Here is a 16071-nt window from a genome sequence, read left to right on the forward strand (position 1 = left end):
TGCATGGCGGCGCTTCGCTGCGCGGGCTAGCGGAACACGCCAATCGCTTCCACGAGATTTTTCACCTGCCATTGCAGGCTGCTCGACGCCTGCGTCCCCTGGGTCACCAGTTGCGCGTTCTGCTGCGTCAGATAGTCCATGTCCGCCACCGACTTCCCGACCTGGCTGATCTCCTCGCTTTGTTCGCGCGTGGCCTTGCTGATCTCGGCAATGAAGTCCGCCACGCTGCGCGCCTGAGAGACGATATCCCCGATATTGCTCCCCGCATCGCTGACCACCAGAGAGCCCGCCTCGACAGTGGCCGTGCTGGCCTGAATCAGCGCCTTGATCTCCTTGGCGGCATCGGCGCTGCGCTGCGCCAGGGCCCGCACCTCACCGGCAACCACGGCAAACCCCCTGCCATGCTCGCCTGCGCGGGCGGCCTCCACGGCCGCATTCAGCGCCAGCAAGTTGGTTTGAAAGGCAATGCTGTCAATCACGCCGACGATGTCGGCAATGCGGCGGGAGTTGGCCGTAATCGACTCCATGGTGGAGACGATCTGATCCATGGACTGGCCCCCGCGCAAGGCCGCCGCGCTGGCTTCGCTGGCCAGCACACCGGCTTTTTGGGCTGTATCGGCGCTGGACTGAACCCGGGCCGTGATCTGCTCCATGGAGGCCGAGGTCTGGGCCACATTCACCGCCAACTGCTCCGTCTGCCCGTGCAGATAGCTGTTGCCCTGCTCGATCTCGTTACAGGCCTGCTGAACATTGAGCGCCTGCTGATTCACATCGTCCACCAGCCAGCGGAACATGAGACCGATCTGGTTGACCGTGCGCAGCGTGGTGCCGATTTCATCCGTGCGCTGCAGGTATTGCGTCTGCCGGTTGTTGCCGGTGGCCACGTTCAGCGACTGACGCTTGAGCAGCTCCAGCGGCGTGGCGAACTGGCTCTCGAGCAATAGCGTCATCACCATCAGGGCCACCGTCATGAAGGCCGCCATCGACAGGAACTGCATCTGGCTTTGAGCCAGCAGCCAGGCCCCAAGCACCAGAGCGCCCCACAAGGCCAGCGAGTTCAGGCGAATGCGCCGGCGCACCCCCATGTGCCGCCAGATCGACAGCAGCTTCCCCAGCCCCTTCTGGGAGACTATGCCTTTGTGCAGCTCGGGAGCTGAACCGCCCTTGTCGTGCATGGACTCATACAGCTTTTGCGCCGCCTCGACCTCTTTGCGCTCGGGCTGGGTGCGCACCGACATATAGCCCTTGGCCTTGTCATTGCGGATGATGGGAATGGCATTGGCCCGAACCCAGTAGTGGTCCCCGTTCTTGCGCCGGTTCTTGACCAGTGCGCTCCAGGGCTCGCCGCTTTTGAGCGTGGCCCACATGTCGGCAAAAGCGGCCGGGGGCATGTCCGGGTGGCGCACCAGATTGTGCGTCTGCCCGAGGATCTCTTGCGGCTCGAAGCCGCTGACCTCCATGAACGCCTGATTGGCATATTTGATGTAGCTCTCCGTGTCCGTGGTGGACATCAGAGTTGCATGCTCATCAAAGCTGTACTCCCGCTGTGTCACTGGTGCATTGACTCTCATAGATGCCGCTTTTTGGTCATTAATCGAGAAAAACTGCACAGCTTGTGCCGCAGCCTGCACTGCGGCAACCACCTCTGTGTGTATCAATTATTTACATGTTTTTGGCGGCCCATCCATTCCTGAAAAAGCAGTTGTTGCTAGCCTGCGTCAACGCGGATACAGAGTCCTGAGTCCCTCATTCAAACGCGCTTTTCTCCTACAGAGGCAGCCGCGCATCGTCCTTGATCTCCTCCATCACCGCATAGGTTCTGGTCTCGCGCACGCCCGGAAGCTGCCACAGCACCCGGCCCGCGAAGTCACGGTAAGCCGCCATATCGGCCATACGGGTCTTGAGCAGATAGTCAAACCCCCCTGCCACCATATGGCACTCCATGATGGCCGGGTAAGCCAGCACGGCGGCCTTGAATTCGTCAAACACATGGGGCGTGGTTCGGTCCAGCAGCACCTCGACAAACACCGTCATGCCCACGCCCAGCTTCTGCGGGTTCAGCCGCGCTTCGTAGCCCAGGATGTAACCATCGCGCGTAAGCCGGGCCACACGGGCCTGTACGGCTGTGGGCGACAGCGCCACCTGCTCTGCCAGGCGCAGATTGGATATGCGCCCATCGGTTTGCAGAATTGCCAGTATTTTTCGATCAATCCTGTCGATATCCACTTCTGAAGCATCGATCATTGGTGAATTCCTCTTTTTAATTCACTCAATATAGTGATTCATTTTTCGACAAACCAGCAATGATTTTCCCTATGTAGACAGCTGCGCCCGAGCCGCATGCAATGCAGCTGTGAACATGGTGAAGGCCGCGCACCCGCTCGCGTCCAGGCTCTACGACACCTGCACAGACATGCCGACTTTCACTGCGCTGCCAGATTCCAGCCGCCCTGCCGATGAACTGCGTCAAGCCATCAGTTGCGCCACCCGCATGGCCGAGTCCGATGCCGTGGCCCGGCTGCTGCCTGCAGCCACGCTGCCGCCCGCCGAGGCAGCCCAGGTCGCAGACCATGCGCAAAAGCTGGTCGAGCAGCTGCGCGCCCAACCCGCCAGCGCTGGGCGCCAGGGGCTGGTGCAAGGTCTGCTGCAGGAGTTTTCGCTGTCCTCGCAGGAAGGCGTGGCGCTGATGTGCCTGGCCGAAGCCTTGCTGCGCATCCCCGATGCAGCCACCCGTGATGCGCTGATCCGCGACAAGCTGCGCGGCGGCGACTGGCAGGCTCATCTGGGAAAGAGCCCCTCGCTCTTTGTCAATGCTGCCGCCTGGGGACTGGTGGTCACCGGAAAGCTGGTCGATACGCATAGCGAGTCAGGCCTGCTCGCGGCGCTCAAACGCATCACAGCCAGGGGCGGCGAGCCGCTGGTGCGCAAGGGCGTGGACATGGCCATGCGCTTGATGGGCGAACAGTTTGTGATGGGCGAGACCATTTCCCAGGCTCTGGAGCGCGCTCGCGAACTGCAGACCAGAGGCTTTCGCTATTCCTACGACATGCTTGGCGAGGCCGCCCTCACCGCCGAGGACGCGCAGCGCTACATGCAGTCCTATGTGAATGCGATTCATGCGATCGGCAAGGCCGCTGACGGCAAGGGCGTCTATGAACGGCCGGGCATTTCCATCAAGCTCAGCGCCCTGCACCCACGCTACAGCCGCGCGCAATGGCAGCGCGTGATGGGCGAGCTGCTGCCGCGCGTGCTGCAACTGTGCGAGCTGGCACGCAGCTACGACATAGGACTCAATATCGATGCCGAAGAAGCCGACCGCCTGGAGCTGTCGCTGGACCTGCTGGAACAGTTGGCCCACGCACCTGGCCTGGCGGGCTGGAACGGCCTGGGCTTTGTGATTCAGGCCTATCAGAAACGTTGTCCCTATGTGATCGACTATCTGATCGACCTGGCCCGTCGCAGCGAGCGACGTCTGATGGTGCGCCTGGTCAAAGGCGCCTACTGGGACAGCGAAATCAAGCGCGCCCAGATCGACGGTCTGAGCGACTACCCGGTCTACACCCGCAAGCACCACACCGATGTGGCCTATATCGCCTGCGCTCGCAAGCTGCTGGCCGCACCCAGCGCCATCTACCCGCAATTCGCCACCCATAACGCCCAGACCGTGGCCAGTATCGAATCATTGGCCGGTGCCCAGCCCTACAGCGCCGGACGTTACGAGTTTCAATGCCTGCACGGCATGGGCGAGCAGCTCTATCTGCATGTGGTCGAGGCCGAGGACAAGGCCGCACGCCGCCCCTGCCGCATCTATGCTCCCGTGGGCACGCACGAGACACTGCTGGCCTATCTGGTGCGCCGCCTGCTGGAAAACGGCGCCAACAGCTCATTCGTGCACCGCATCGCCAATCCCGACTGGCCCATCTCTGATTTGATAGCAGCCCCTGCAGACCAAACCTGGGCCGAGGGCCAACCGGATCCCCAAACCCGAACCGGGGTGGAGACACTTCTTGCGGCCGATGACATAGGCCTGCCCCACCCCCGTATAGTGCTGCCGCGCGATCTGCTGGGCGAACAGCGCCGCAACTCCTCTGGTCTGGACCTGAGCGATGACGGTGTATTAAGCGCTCTGTCTCAAGCGCTTGCGCAAAGCCGGCCCGCACCACTTCGCCAGGGTATCCATGCCGTGCATGCCGCCGACACCATCGGCACAGCCATAACCAACCCGGCCAGCCATCAGGAGCTGCTGGGCTATGTCAGCGATTCCGGGCCCGCGCAGATTCAGCAGGCACTGCAGACGGCCGCACAGGCCCAGCCCGCCTGGCAAGCCAGCCCGGCCGAGCTGCGTGCCAGTCTGCTGCAGACCGCAGCCGAGCTCTTTGAAACGCAGATGCAGCCGCTGATGAGCCTGCTGATGCGTGAAGCCGGCAAGACTGCGGCCAATGCCGTGTCCGAGGTGCGCGAGGCCGTGGACTTTCTGCGCTATTACGCGGCTCAGATTCGGCGGCAGGCCGATGCAGATCTGCTCGCCCCCGGCATAGGCCCAGTGGTCTGCATCAGCCCCTGGAATTTTCCACTGGCCATCTTCACCGGCCAGGTCGCTGCCGCCTTGGGCGCCGGCAATGTGGTGCTTGCCAAGCCCGCCGAGCAGACCCCGCTGATCGCCCTTGAAGCCGTGCGCCTGCTGCATCAGGCCGGCATTGCGCCAGACGTTCTGCAGTTGCTGCCCGGCCGGGGCGAGACCGTGGGCGCCGCGCTGGTGGCCGATGCGCGCGTGGCTGGCGTGCTGTTCACCGGCTCCACCGAGGTGGCGCGACTGCTGGCTCTGCAGACCGCCGCCAGGCTGCGCCCCGACGGCCAGCCTGTAGTGCTGGTGGCCGAAACCGGCGGTCAGAACGCCATGCTGGTGGACTCATCCGCCCTGGTCGAGCAAGCCGTGCAGGACATTGCTGCATCCGCCTTTGACAGCGCGGGCCAGCGCTGCTCGGCCTTGCGCCTGCTGTGCGTGCAAAACGACTGCGCCGACCGGCTGCTGGCCATGCTGCGCGGTGCCATGCAAGAGTTGCATTGCGGCAACCCGGCCGAACTGGCCACCGATGTGGGGCCCGTGATCGATGCCGATGCCAAGACGGGTATCGAGCGGCATATCGCCAGACTCAGGGCTCTGGGTCTGCGCATCCATCAGTCGCCGCTGAGCCCGGAAACTGCTGCACAAGGGCATTTTGTGGCGCCCACGCTGATCGAGCTGCCCGATCTGCATCAGCTCAAGCGCGAAGTCTTCGGCCCCGTACTCCATGTACTGCGCTATCAAAGGCGCGAGTTGCCGCAGTTGCTGGAGCGCATCAACGCCCTGGGCTACGGCCTGACCATGGGATTGCACACGCGCATCGACGAAACCGTGCAGCAGGTCGCCCAGGCGGCACATGTCGGCAACCTGTATGTGAATCGCAATATGGTAGGGGCCGTGGTCGGTGTTCAGCCCTTTGGCGGCGAGGGGCTGTCGGGCACCGGTCCCAAGGCTGGCGGCCCGCTGTATCTGCCGCGCCTGCAGCAGATACCCGGCTCGCCCCTGAGTTTGCTCAGTCTGCTGCTGCATCAATCCGGAGAGGCACAGGCCAGTGTCACGCCCGTCACGGCAGCAGCGGCGACCGCCTTGCGACAGCTGGGCCACTGGGCCAGGCAGCATGGTGAGGCCATCGTCAGCCACGATTGCGAGCGACTGCAATCGGCCCTGCCCGATCTGCATGCCGCGCGCCTGCTGCCCGGCCCCACAGGCGAGCGCAATCTCTACCAGCTGCTTGGCAAGCCGCGCACACTGTGCCTGGCGCAGGAGAGAACCATGCTCCTGCAGCAACTGGCTGCCGCACTGGCCAGCGGCTCGCAAGCACTGTGGCTACCCGGCCCGCTAGGCACCGCAGTTCACGGCAAGCTGCCGGAGCCACTGCGCCGCCATGTGCTGCTGTTGCCTGCCGAGCTCAGTGTCGAGGAAATTGCAGAGACCGAGCCCATGGATTCAGCACTGCTGGAATGCGATGCCCCCCAATTTCTACGCTGGGCGCAGGCCCTGGCAAGACGCCCTGGCCCGTTGATACTGCCCACACGCTGTGTGGCAGGCCAGCCCGTTCGGCTGGAGCGGCTCTGGCATGAGAGAGCTCTGTCGCACAACACGGCGGCAGCGGGCGGCAATGCGGCATTGATGACGCTGGAATAGGCCCCCCCGAAGCGCTTTGCGCCTTCCCCCTCTCAGCTTCGCGGAGGGGGACGACAGCCTCGCTGCGGGCGGCGGGGCCACCAAGGCCCTTGCTTGCTGTCCACTGCTCATAGGCCATGCCCGTTCGGCGCTGTGCGCCCGATACTCACCACGCCCCTCGGAGCCGTTGACACCACCCAGCCAACTGCAGGTCTACTATTGAGGCCAGGCGCGAAGCCGCAGACAGTACAAAGCACGGCAAGGCGAAGCAACGACATATCAAAAGTGGTATTAACGGGTCCAAAAAGAAAGCACCCGGCGCAAGCAGTACCTGCGCTGGGTGCTGTTTCGATATGAATTCTGAGATTTACAGCTTGGCGATGGACACCTCGGTGGACTTGACCAGGGCCACCACTTCCGAGCCCACTGCCAAGCCCAGATCATTGACCGAGCGCGTGGTGATCACCGAAGTGACGATGCCCCAGGGCGTCTCGACATCCACCTCCGAAACTACGTCACCACGGATGATTTCCTTGACCTTGCCCTTGAACTGGTTGCGCACATTGATGGCTTGAATAGACATGTAGATTCTCCTGAGAAAGCGTGAAGGTTTTGAAAACAGCGCTTGCTGCACTGCATGAAAACAATTCTGAAACCTTGTCCAAAAAACTCAAAAGAATAAAAAATCAAATTTTTATATCAAAAACATCTTAGAAATCAGAACCCAAGCCGGCAAGGCATCGGACAGCGGCGCCATCACGCCTTTGGCGAGGCGCAGCCTCGGTGGGCTAGCACGCGAGGTGACCATGAGCGCAATTCGGGCCAGAGCCATCCGCTTTCAACAGGCTTCAGGCACTGTTCCAGCGCGAGCTTGAGGCCCTTTCCGGCAAGCTGAAGCCGGACTTCAGCCTTCGGCAGACTGCAGTGCCGCACGCACCACCTCAGGCTTCAGTGTGGGCACAAAGCTTTCGATGAAGGCATAGGCATAGCCACGCAGCCAGGCATCGCGGCGCAGGGCCAGCCGTGTGAGATTGACCTCGAACAGATGGCGCGCATCGATGGCGCGCAGATGGCGGTCACGCTCGGCATCGAAAGCGATGGAGGCGATGATGCCCACGCCCATGCCCAGTTCCGCATAGGTCTTGATCACGTCGGCATCCATGGCGGTGAGCACCACATCGGGCACCAGCCCGGTCGCCGCAAACGCCTTGTCGATATGGGCACGCCCGGTGTAGCCCTGTTCGTAGGTGATGATGGGGTGGCGCGCCAGCGCCTGCAGCGTCAAGGCTCCTTCTGTATCGAGCAGTTCATGGCCGGGCGGAACGACCACGCTGTGCGACCAGCGGTAGCAAGGCAGGGTCACCAGGTTCTCATAGCTTCCCAGCGCCTCGGTGGCCACGCCGATATCGGCCTCTCCCGAGAGCAGCATCTCGGCCACCTGGCGTGGCGAGCCCTGATGCAGATGCAGCGAAACCTGGGGGTAGAGCCTGCGGAAATCACGCACCACCTGCGGCAAGGCATAGCGTGCCTGGGAATGCGTGGCAGCAATCGACAGGCCGCCGCGCTCGCTGGCGTGGAAGTCATCGCCCGCGCGACGCAGATTGTCGGCTTCCAGCAGCATGCGCTCGACAATAGGCAGCAAGGCCGAGCCTGGCGGCGTCAACCCCGTCAGACGCTTGCCGGCGCGCACAAAGATATCGATGCCCAATTCCTCCTCGAGCTCGCGAATCTGCCGGCTCACGCCGGGCTGCGAAGTGTGGAGCATGGCCGCCACTTCGGTCAGATTGAAGCCACACCTTGCCGTTTCGCGGACCGAACGCAGTTGCTGAAAATTCATATCTTGATGGCAGGCGGCACAGCTTGCGGCTGCGCCAGCCGCCTGTTTCTCTTTGTTTTCGTTGGATGCTCAAATCGCCCAGCGCAGACCCGTAGCCGGCACACCAGGCCAGCTCGGCAATCCGCTTGCCTGTTCTGACTCGGGCTTTTGCAGCACACGATCCAGAATGCGCGTCTCCAGCGCAGCAAAGCGGGCATCGCCATGCACACGCGGGCGCGGCAAATCAATGCGCTCATCGAGCGCAATGCGCCCATCCTCGATCAGCACCACGCGGTCGGCCAGGGCCACGGCCTCCTGTACATCGTGAGTGACCAGCAAGGCCGTGAAGCCATGGCTGCGCCACAGACCTTCGATGAGGCGGTGCATCTCGATGCGCGTCAGCGCATCGAGAGCGCCCAGCGGCTCATCGAGCAGCAGCAGCCGTGGCTGGTGAACCAGGGCACGGGCCAGGGCCACGCGCTGGCGCTGACCGCCCGACAGCCTTGCCGACCATTCGTTTTCGCGGTCAGCCAGGCCCACCTGCGCCAGCACCTTGCGGCCGCGCTCGCGTGCCGAATCGGGCAACCCCAGAATCACGTTATCCAGCACCCGCTTCCAGGGCAGCAGACGCGCATCCTGAAACATGATGCGCGTATCCCTGTTCTGCCGGCGCTGCTCGCGCGCATCGCCCGCATCGATCAGCAATTGCCCCGCACTGGCCTCTTCCAGCCCGGCCACAAGGCGCAGCAAGGTGGACTTGCCGCAGCCGCTGCGCCCAACGATGGCGATGAACTCGCCGGGCTGTACATCGAGCTGCACCTGTTTGAGCACTTCACGCTCGCCATAGCGCTTGGTCAGCTGCAGCGTCTGCAGATGCACACCCTGGGCCGCTTTCTGCTGCACATCCGGCTGCTTGCTGTTGCCCTGCTGCTCTTCTTCCTCATCCTTGGTCCGCTGCCACAGCTTTCCACTCGCCTGCAAGGCCTCGGCCTCGTCCCAGGAAGCCTCCCAGGCCACCAGCGGCTGACGCGCATTCAGCGCACCTGCACCCACCAGCGACTGCGTCAAACGACTCCACAAACTGCTCATCACCAACTCCCGTCTTTGTCTGTTCAAAACTGGCGCAGCACATGCGCGTGACAGCGAGCAAGCGCCGCCGCGCAGCGAGGCTGTCGTCCCCCTCCGGGGGAAGCCGCACCGCGGCTCAGGGTGCTCCATAGCTCGGATGCCAGCGCAGCCACCAGCGCTCGAGCGAACGGGCAAACACATCGGCCAGCTTGCCCAGGATTGCGTAGAGCAAGATGCCCACCAGCACCACGTCGGTCTGCAGGAACTCACGTGCATTCATGGTCAGGTAGCCGATACCTGCCTGGGCCGAGATGGTCTCGGCCACGATCAGAATCACCCACATCAGGCCCAGCGAAAAACGCAAGCCCACGAGGATGGAAGACAGCGCTCCCGGCAAGACGATGTCGCGATACAGCTGCCAGCGCGTGAGACCGTAGCTGCGGCCCATCTCGATCAGACCCGGATCCACGTTGCGAATGCCGTGAAAGGTGTTCAGATAGATGGGAAAGAACACCGAGACGCTGATCAGAAACAGCTTGGCCGATTCGTCGATGCCGAACCACAGAATGACCAGCGGAATCAGCGCCAGCGCGGGGATGTTGCGCACCATCTGGATCGTGGAATCGAGCAGCGTCTCGGCCCAGCGCAGCGAGCCTGTGAGCAAACCCAGCAGCAAGCCCAGGCTGCCGCCAATGGCCAGCCCCGCCAGCGCACGCCCGGCACTGACCTTGACATGGGTCCATAACTCGCCCGACTCTGCCAGAGCCCAGGCTGCCCGCAACACATCCAGCGGCGCGGGCAGTACCCGTGTGGACAGCCAGCCATAGGCCGATGCGGCCTGCCAGGCAGCGATCAGCGCGACCGGCAACAGCCAGGGCAGCAGCCGCAAGGCGAACTGACGCACCAGCAACTCCAGGCGCGGCACCGGCGGGCTTGCAGGCTGGGCCGCAGATGGCAACGTCAGCGTTTGAACATCACTCATACACACTCCTTCAGCTTTGCGACACTCGGACCTGCTCGCGCTCCGAAGCGGCGGCTCCCGAAGCGGCGGCTCCCGAAGCGGCGGCTCGCGGCGAGTACAGATTGGCCACGGTTTCTCCAAACGGGCCGCCCGGATTGCCGCCGCCCAGCTTTTCCTGCACGTTGACCGGCAACAGCGGGAAGACCAGCTCGGCAAAGCGATAGGCTTCCTCAAGATGCGGGTAGCCCGAGAGCACAAAGGTGTCTATGCCCAGATCTGCATATTCCTTGATGCGGTCGGCCACAGCCTGGGCGCTGCCCACCAGGGCCGTACCCGCACCACCACGCACCAGACCCACGCCGGCCCATAGATTGGGGCTGATCTCCAGGTCCTTGCGGCTGCGCTTGGTGCCGCCCGCATGCAACTGAGCCATGCGGCGCTGGCCTTCGGAATCCATGCGCGCAAATGCGGCCTGGGCCTGTACCACGGTTTCGTCCTTGAGGCGGCTGATCAATCGCTCGGCGTCGGCCCATGCCTCCTCATCGGTTTCACGCACAATCACATGCAGGCGAATGCCGAACTTGACCTGGCGGCCACGGCGCTCGGCCTTCTCGCGCACATCGGCAATCTTTTTGGCGACTTCGGCCGGTGGCTCGCCCCAGGTCAGATAGGCATCGACCTGCTCTGCCGCCAGCTCGTGGGCGGCAGGCGAAGAGCCGCCGAAATAGACGGGCGGATAGGGTTTTTGCAGCGGCGGGAACAGCAGCTTGGCCCCCTTGACCTGCAGATGCCGACCTTCGAAATCCAGCGACTTTCCCTCATGGCTGCGTGCCAGAATCTCGCGCCATATCTCGATGAACTCGGCCGATTGTTCATAGCGCGTCGCATGATCGAGAAACACACCGTCGCCCTCCAGCTCGGCCTGATCGCCGCCCGTGACCAGATTGATCAGCAGCCGCCCGCCGGAAAGCCGGTCGAAGCTGGCTGCCATGCGCGCAGCCAGGCTGGGCTGATGCAGACCGGGGCGCACAGCCACCAGGAACTTGAGGCGCCTGGTGACGGGCAACAGGCTGGACGCCACTACCCAGGGATCTTCGCAGGACCGGCCTGTGGGAATCAGCACACCTTCGTAGCCGAGGCTGTCGGCCGCAACGGCCACCTGCTTGACATAGTCATGGCTCAGCTGGCGTGCGCCTTCGCTGCTGCCCAGGTAGCGGGCATCACCATGGGTGGGAATGAACCAGAACACTTGCATGACGAAATCTCCTTGAACCTGACTTAGAACCTGGATGCCACGGCGGGCGTGATGGATGAAGCGGCGGGGCTCCCCTGGCCATGGCCGGCGTATTCCGCCGGGGTGGGCTGCCAGACGATGTCGGCCACCTTCACCTGGCGTGGAATCACGCCCAGACGAAAAAAGGTATCGGCCACGCGCTGCTGCTCGACCACGATGGCGGGGTTGAGCAGCGTGGTCGGCGAGCTGGGCCTGCGGCCGATAAAGCGGCTGACCACATTCGCATCCAGCCCGCTGAAAGCGGCCAGCAATTGCACGGCCTCCTTGCGTGAGGTCTGCACCAGCTGATCGGCGCGCGTGAGCTCGTCGAACAAGGCCTTGATGAGCTGGGGATGACGCTCGACCAGGCCGCGCGAGGCCAGATAGAAAGAGTTGTTGCCAGACAGCCCCTCACCGCTGGTCAGCACGCGCGGCCGGATGCTCAGCTCGGTGGCCGCATAGAACGGGTCCCAGATGGCCCAGGCATCGACGCTTCCGCGCTCGAACGCTGCGCGTGCATCGGCCGGAGCGAGATACACAGGCTGAATGTCGGCCCAGGCAATACCCGCCTTGTCCAGCGCACGCACCAGCAGGTAATGGGCGCTTGAGCCTTTCTGCAGCGCCACGCGCCTGCCTTTGAGCTCGGCCAGGGTTTTCAGCGGCGAATCGGCGAGCACCAGAATGGCCGAGCTTTCAGGCTTGGGCGGCTCGGCCCCCACGTAGCGCAGATCCTTGCCCGCAGCCTGGGCAAACACGGGCGGCGAATCGCCGGTCAGGCCAAAGTCCAGGCTTCCGGCCGACAGCGCCTCCAGCAACTGCGGCCCGGCTGGAAACTCCAGCCAGCTGATCCTGGTGCCTGGAAAGCGCTTTTCCAGAACGCCATGCTGCTTGAGCACGACCAGATTGACGGCCGACTTCTGATAGCCGATGCGCAACTGGGCCGGAGCTGCAATAGCCGGCACAGGCTGGGCCAGTGCATCGTTGGCGTAGTACGCGGCCAGGGTCCAGCTGAAAGCCGTGGTGCCCAGCAGTTGCAGAGCCTGGCGACGGCCGCGATGGAAACGGGGTGAAGAGGATGCTGAACTCATGGCAATGACCTTTTCATGAATCAGCGGCTGGCCAGCAAGTCCACGGGCGCGGCATGCAGCAAATTGAGCTTCTTGGGGATCAGCTTGAGATCGAAGAAGGTGTCGGCAATCCTTTGCTGCTCACCCAGGATTTCGGCATTCACGGCCTTGGTGCCGAACTCGGCGCGGCTCAGGTACAGCTCGGTTACGGCGGTATCCAGGCCCAGGATCTGCGACAGCTCTGCCGCTGCTGCGCTCTTGTTCTTGCCGGCCCAGGCATCGATGGCGGCAATTTCCTCGATCGCGATGCGCAGCACATCGGCATTGCGGCTCGCATAGTCACGCGAGGTAAAGTAGTAGGCACGGTTGTTGACCACGCCCTTGGCATCGGCCAGCAGACGTGCATCCAGAGCCTTCTGGGCCGAGGCCAGGAACGGGTCCCAGATCACCCAGGCATCGACCGAGCCTTTCTCGAACGCGGCACGCGCATCGGGAGGCGCCAGAAAGACCGACTGCACATCGCCGTACTTGAGGCCATGCTTTTCCAGCAGCTTGACCAGGAAGTAATGAACGTTGGAGCCCTTGTTGTAGGCAATGCGCTTGCCCTTGAGGTCGGCCACGCTGCGGATCGCCGAGCCCTTGGGCACGATCACCGCCTCCAGACCGGGGCGCGCCACCGTGGCCCCCGCATAGACCAGGGGCGCACCGGCGGCCTGGGCAAAGATGGGGGGAGCCTCGCCCACATCGCCAAAGTCAATCGAGCCGACATTGAGCGCTTCCAGTTGCACAGGGCCGGCATTGAATTCAACCCAGCGCACGGCCACGCCCAGCGGGGTCAGGCGCTTTTCCAGCGTGCCTCGATTCTTGAGAATCGACAGCCAGCCTTTTTGATGGCCCACGCGCAGCACGCGCTGCCCGCCTGCCGTGCCATTGCCCTGCTGCGCATGCAGTCCGCCCGAGGCCAGGGCCAGCGCCGAGGCTGCCGTACCCGCCAGCCACTGACGGCGTGTGCTGTTCAGCAATTGCGACGAAATGACGTCAGAAGTGTTGTTGCGATCGGTCATGAGAAATCAATCCTTGGAGCTTGCAGTCCACACACTTCAGGCGCACCTTCGGCCTGATTTCAGGCCAACTCGGCCTTCGCAGTGCGGGGACTGCTATCAAAAAAATGGTAAATGCGTCAACGCTGCGAGAAAGGACGGCCAGCAAGGGCCTAGGCGGCCCCGCCGCCCCGCAGCAAAGGTCGTCGTCCCCTGGGGGAAGCGGCAAAGCCGCTCAGGGGGACCTACTTAAACGCTACATCGCACGTCGGAGAACGCGATGCTTTCAAAGTCATTGGCTGCGGCCCATTGGGCACTGCGGCGCAGATCGGTGGCCAGCAACTGGGCTGCATCCTCGACGCGATCGGCGATCTTGGGGGCCAGGCCATAGCCGCCTTCAGGCAGCAGGGGCACCCCCTGGTCGGTGGCATAAATGCCGGGCAATATGTGGCGCGCGCCAAGCGACTGCAGCACGGGGCGCAGCGCATAGTCCAGCGCCAGCATATGGTGAGGGCTGCCGCCAGTGGCCAGAGGCAGTACCAGCTTGCCCTTGAGCGCCGTCTGCGGCAGCACATCGAGAAACACCTTGAGCAGGCCGCTGTAGGCCGCCTTGTAAACGGGTGTGGCCACCACCACCGCGTCGGCCCGGGCCACTCTATCGGTCACGGCACGAATCTCGGGGTGATCGAAGCGGGCATGCAACAGCGCTGCAGGGTCCAACTGGTTGAGCTGCAGCACGGACTCTGTGCTCAGGCCCTGTGCCTGCAGGCGGGCAGCCACGGCATTGAGCAGGGCACTGGAGCGCGAGGGCTGCGAGGGGCTACCGGCAATCAGCAAAATCGACATGGCTTGGCTCTATCTTTTAGTTATTGCAAAGACAGGAGCACTCATGGTGCCCCCGTCTTGCGTTTCACTTATTTCTTGGTATAGATCTGATCAAAGCTGCCGCCGTCGGCAAAGTGAGCCTTGTCTGCCGCTGCCCAGCCGCCAAAGGCCTTGTCGATGGTGAACAGCTCCAGCTTGGGGAACTGGCCGGCAAACTCGGCTGCCACCTTGGCATCGGTCGGGCGGTAGAAGTTCTTGCCGGCAATGCGCTGGGCCTCCTCGGAGTACAGATACTTCAGATAGGCCTCGGCCACGGCACGCGTACCCTTTTTATCGACCACCTTGTCGACCACGGCCACCGAAGGCTCGGCCAGGATGGACAGCGAAGGCGCGACGATCTGGAACTTCTCGGGGCCGAACTCCTTGAGTGCCAGATAGGCTTCGTTCTCCCAGGCCAGCAGCACATCACCCAGGCCGCGCTGCACAAAGGTCACGGTGGAGCCGCGCGCGCCGGTGTCCAGCACGGGCACGTTCTTGTAGAGCTTGGTGATGAAATCCTTGGCCTGTGCATCGCCGCCGTACTTTCGCTTGGCAAACTCCCAGGCTGCCAGATAGTTCCAGCGTGCACCACCCGAGGTCTTGGGGTTGGGCGTGATCACCTGAATGCCGGGCTTGACCAGATCGTCCCAGTCCTTGATGCCCTTGGGATTGCCCTTCTTGACCAGGAACACGATGGTGGAGCTATACGGCGCGCTGTTGTGCGGCAGTCGCTTTTGCCAGTCGGCCTTGACACTGCCGTTCTTGACCAGGGCATCGATATCGCCTGCCAGGGCCAGTGTGGCCACGTCGGCCTCAATGCCGTCGATAATGGAGCGAGCCTGCTTGCCCGAGCCGCCATGCGACTGCTTGATGGTCACATCCTGGTTCTGCGCAGCCTTCCAGTACTTGGCAAACGCCTGGTTGTAGTTCACATACAGCTCGCGTGTGGGGTCGTAGGAAACGTTGAGCAGTTGAACGCCGGTTTGTGCAAAAGCGGGCAATGTGGGCAGAGCCGAGAGGGTCAAGCCAGCAATCAGACCGGCAGCCAGAGGAAACTTGATAAAGTTGCGACGATTTTTCATTGGACTGTGTTCTTGGAGTGAATGGTTAACGGGCTTCTGCCCCGTTGCTGTGCATTCTTGAGCCGCATTCTTAAAACTCAAACTACTAAGATTTCAGTTTGTTATTACCCAAACATCTGAAATCAACCAAGAGGACCCTACACATGGCACGTACCGTTCACTGCATCAAGCTTGGTCAAGACGCTGAAGGCCTGGACTTCCCTCCTGCCCCTGGCGAGCTGGGCAAGCGTATCTATGAAAGCGTGAGCAAGCAGGCCTGGGCCGACTGGCTCAAGCACCAGACCATGCTGATCAATGAAAACCGTCTGAACCTGGCCGACGCCCGCGCCCGCCAGTATCTGGCTCGCCAGATGGAAAACCATTTCTTTGGCGGCGGTGCCGATGCCGCAGCCGGCTATGTGCCTCCCAGCGCCGAGTAAGCTCTTCTGACTCGGACACCAAGCCCCGTGGCCCCCTGCCCCGGGGCTTTTTCATGTGTGAATCCGCTGCCGTGGCGACGAGGCCACGCGGCTGGTCCGCATGCGGCCGCCCTCTCCTTATGCCAGGCTCCATCCGTTACGTCCTCCCGACGACCCAGCTCACAAGAGATGCCTGAAAATCAGCATCCTGCGACAATTCGCCTCGTTTGCGGCCCGCTCCATTTCAATGCCATGGCCCCGACCGTCGCCACCGAGCAGCTGATCGGCTCCCGCGCATTGCTCCTGGCCGGGCGG

Annotated in this window: 13 protein-coding genes; 2 read left to right on the forward strand and 11 right to left on the reverse strand. The window is 62.9% G+C overall.

Annotated features, from left to right (window positions below; translation table 11 throughout):
* Positions 1-26: 26 nt before the first annotated feature.
* Both F0P97_RS18195 and F0P97_RS18200 read right to left on the reverse strand, forming a co-directional pair.
* Complete coding sequence (locus F0P97_RS18195; RefSeq protein ID WP_182282964.1) at positions 27-1571, reverse strand: PAS domain-containing methyl-accepting chemotaxis protein; 1545 nt, start codon at positions 1569-1571, stop codon at positions 27-29.
* A 196-nt stretch (positions 1572-1767) separates the two neighbouring features.
* The gene (locus tag F0P97_RS18200; RefSeq protein WP_034356242.1) at positions 1768-2244 is read right to left on the reverse strand and encodes an Lrp/AsnC ligand binding domain-containing protein; all 477 of its coding nucleotides are present in this window, start codon (positions 2242-2244) and stop codon (positions 1768-1770) included.
* A gap of 115 nt (positions 2245-2359) precedes the next feature.
* Here F0P97_RS18200 and putA point away from each other — a divergent pair, with 115 nt between their 5' ends.
* Complete coding sequence (gene putA / locus F0P97_RS18205) at positions 2360-6208, forward strand: trifunctional transcriptional regulator/proline dehydrogenase/L-glutamate gamma-semialdehyde dehydrogenase (protein WP_182283398.1); 3849 nt, start codon at positions 2360-2362, stop codon at positions 6206-6208.
* A 346-nt stretch (positions 6209-6554) separates the two neighbouring features.
* Here the strand turns inward: putA and F0P97_RS18210 are convergent, their stop codons facing one another.
* The 9 genes from F0P97_RS18210 to F0P97_RS18250 all read right to left on the reverse strand — a co-directional run bounded on the left by F0P97_RS18210 (position 6555) and on the right by F0P97_RS18250 (position 15358).
* Complete coding sequence (locus tag F0P97_RS18210) at positions 6555-6770, reverse strand: TOBE domain-containing protein (RefSeq protein ID WP_003053517.1); 216 nt, start codon at positions 6768-6770, stop codon at positions 6555-6557.
* Between the two features lie 321 nt (positions 6771-7091).
* On the reverse strand, positions 7092-8024 hold the full coding sequence (locus tag F0P97_RS18215; RefSeq protein WP_182283399.1) for a CysB family HTH-type transcriptional regulator: 933 nt from the start codon (positions 8022-8024) through the stop codon (positions 7092-7094).
* 69 nt (positions 8025-8093) lie between these two features.
* Complete coding sequence (locus F0P97_RS18220; RefSeq protein ID WP_182283400.1) at positions 8094-9092, reverse strand: ATP-binding cassette domain-containing protein; 999 nt, start codon at positions 9090-9092, stop codon at positions 8094-8096.
* Between the two features lie 115 nt (positions 9093-9207).
* Positions 9208-10053, reverse strand: a complete 846-nt coding sequence (ssuC, locus tag F0P97_RS18225; RefSeq protein WP_182283401.1) for an aliphatic sulfonate ABC transporter permease SsuC — start codon at positions 10051-10053, stop codon at positions 9208-9210.
* Positions 10054-10063: 10 nt separating this feature from the next.
* Entirely contained in the window at positions 10064-11287 is a 1224-nt protein-coding gene (gene ssuD, locus F0P97_RS18230) for an FMNH2-dependent alkanesulfonate monooxygenase (RefSeq protein ID WP_182283402.1), read from the reverse strand.
* A 23-nt stretch (positions 11288-11310) separates the two neighbouring features.
* Positions 11311-12393: a sulfonate ABC transporter substrate-binding protein gene (locus F0P97_RS18235; protein WP_182283403.1), complete on the reverse strand. Its 1083-nt coding sequence runs from the start codon at positions 12391-12393 to the stop codon at positions 11311-11313.
* Positions 12394-12413: 20 nt separating this feature from the next.
* Positions 12414-13436, reverse strand: coding sequence for a sulfonate ABC transporter substrate-binding protein (locus F0P97_RS18240; protein ID WP_182283404.1), 1023 nt, complete (start codon positions 13434-13436; stop codon positions 12414-12416).
* A 225-nt stretch (positions 13437-13661) separates the two neighbouring features.
* Positions 13662-14258 carry an NADPH-dependent FMN reductase gene (gene ssuE / locus F0P97_RS18245; RefSeq protein ID WP_182283405.1) on the reverse strand — a complete coding sequence of 199 codons (597 nt, stop codon included), beginning with the start codon at positions 14256-14258 and terminating at the stop codon, positions 13662-13664.
* A 68-nt stretch (positions 14259-14326) separates the two neighbouring features.
* Positions 14327-15358: a sulfate ABC transporter substrate-binding protein gene (locus F0P97_RS18250; protein WP_182283406.1), complete on the reverse strand. Its 1032-nt coding sequence runs from the start codon at positions 15356-15358 to the stop codon at positions 14327-14329.
* Between the two features lie 143 nt (positions 15359-15501).
* Here F0P97_RS18250 and F0P97_RS18255 point away from each other — a divergent pair, with 143 nt between their 5' ends.
* Entirely contained in the window at positions 15502-15777 is a 276-nt protein-coding gene (locus F0P97_RS18255; protein ID WP_003053502.1) for an oxidative damage protection protein, read from the forward strand.
* Positions 15778-16071: the final 294 nt, after the last annotated feature.

The sequence above is a fragment of the Comamonas testosteroni genome (assembly GCF_014076415.1).
Taxonomy (GTDB): domain Bacteria; phylum Pseudomonadota; class Gammaproteobacteria; order Burkholderiales; family Burkholderiaceae_C; genus Comamonas; species Comamonas testosteroni_F.

What these genes read in the sequence shown, in the direction of transcription:
- F0P97_RS18195 (WP_182282964.1), bottom strand. Translation starts at nt 1,571, where the DNA reads ATGAGAGTCAATGCACCAGTGACACAGCGGGAGTACAGCTTTGATGAG.
- F0P97_RS18200 (WP_034356242.1), bottom strand. Translation starts at nt 2,244, where the DNA reads ATGATCGATGCTTCAGAAGTGGATATCGACAGGATTGATCGAAAAATA.
- putA (WP_182283398.1), top strand. Translation starts at nt 2,360, where the DNA reads ATGGTGAAGGCCGCGCACCCGCTCGCGTCCAGGCTCTACGACACCTGC.
- F0P97_RS18210 (WP_003053517.1), bottom strand. Translation starts at nt 6,770, where the DNA reads ATGTCTATTCAAGCCATCAATGTGCGCAACCAGTTCAAGGGCAAGGTC.
- F0P97_RS18215 (WP_182283399.1), bottom strand. Translation starts at nt 8,024, where the DNA reads ATGAATTTTCAGCAACTGCGTTCGGTCCGCGAAACGGCAAGGTGTGGC.
- F0P97_RS18220 (WP_182283400.1), bottom strand. Translation starts at nt 9,092, where the DNA reads ATGAGCAGTTTGTGGAGTCGTTTGACGCAGTCGCTGGTGGGTGCAGGT.
- ssuC (WP_182283401.1), bottom strand. Translation starts at nt 10,053, where the DNA reads ATGAGTGATGTTCAAACGCTGACGTTGCCATCTGCGGCCCAGCCTGCA.
- ssuD (WP_182283402.1), bottom strand. Translation starts at nt 11,287, where the DNA reads ATGCAAGTGTTCTGGTTCATTCCCACCCATGGTGATGCCCGCTACCTG.
- F0P97_RS18235 (WP_182283403.1), bottom strand. Translation starts at nt 12,393, where the DNA reads ATGAGTTCAGCATCCTCTTCACCCCGTTTCCATCGCGGCCGTCGCCAG.
- F0P97_RS18240 (WP_182283404.1), bottom strand. Translation starts at nt 13,436, where the DNA reads ATGACCGATCGCAACAACACTTCTGACGTCATTTCGTCGCAATTGCTG.
- ssuE (WP_182283405.1), bottom strand. Translation starts at nt 14,258, where the DNA reads ATGTCGATTTTGCTGATTGCCGGTAGCCCCTCGCAGCCCTCGCGCTCC.
- F0P97_RS18250 (WP_182283406.1), bottom strand. Translation starts at nt 15,358, where the DNA reads ATGAAAAATCGTCGCAACTTTATCAAGTTTCCTCTGGCTGCCGGTCTG.
- F0P97_RS18255 (WP_003053502.1), top strand. Translation starts at nt 15,502, where the DNA reads ATGGCACGTACCGTTCACTGCATCAAGCTTGGTCAAGACGCTGAAGGC.